This window comes from Micromonospora craterilacus (assembly GCF_003236315.1).
GTDB lineage: Bacteria > Actinomycetota > Actinomycetes > Mycobacteriales > Micromonosporaceae > Micromonospora > Micromonospora craterilacus.
The window spans coordinates 1-464 of record NZ_POTY01000555.1; the positions used below are offsets into that span (position 1 = coordinate 1).

At 34.9% G+C, this 464-nt stretch carries 1 protein-coding gene; it reads left to right on the plus strand.

The window, feature by feature from the left end; all coding sequences use genetic code 11:
* Positions 1–8 precede the first annotated feature (8 nt).
* Positions 9–464: M3 family metallopeptidase (locus C1I95_RS37455; protein ID WP_267900738.1), on the plus strand; the 456-nt coding region annotated here is incomplete at its 3' end.

A 464-nucleotide genomic window follows, 5' to 3' on the forward strand; every position in this document is an offset into this window, starting at 1 on the left:
CTTCTACAATGAATGAAATGTTGATGGCCAATTATTTATTTAACACAAGTGATAATCCAAGATTTAAGCGTTGGGTTATTGGCTCAATTTTATCTAGAACATATTATCATAATATGGTTACCCATTTATTAGAAGCTGCTTATCAACGTGAAGTGTATCACAAAGTAGATCAAGGTGAATCTTTAAATGCGCCGACATTAAATGAAATAATGCTAAATGTTTATAAACAATTTTTTGGAGATGCAGTAGACATGACTGAGGGTGCTGAATTAACATGGATGCGTCAACCTCATTACTATATGGGATTATATTCGTATACGTATTCTGCTGGCTTAACAATCGGAACTGTCGTTTCTCAAAAGATTAAAAATGAAGGCCAACCAGCTGTTGATGCTTGGTTAGAAACATTGAAAAAAGGTGGTAGTGTATCACCTGTCGAACTTGCAAACATTGCAGGTGTAGAC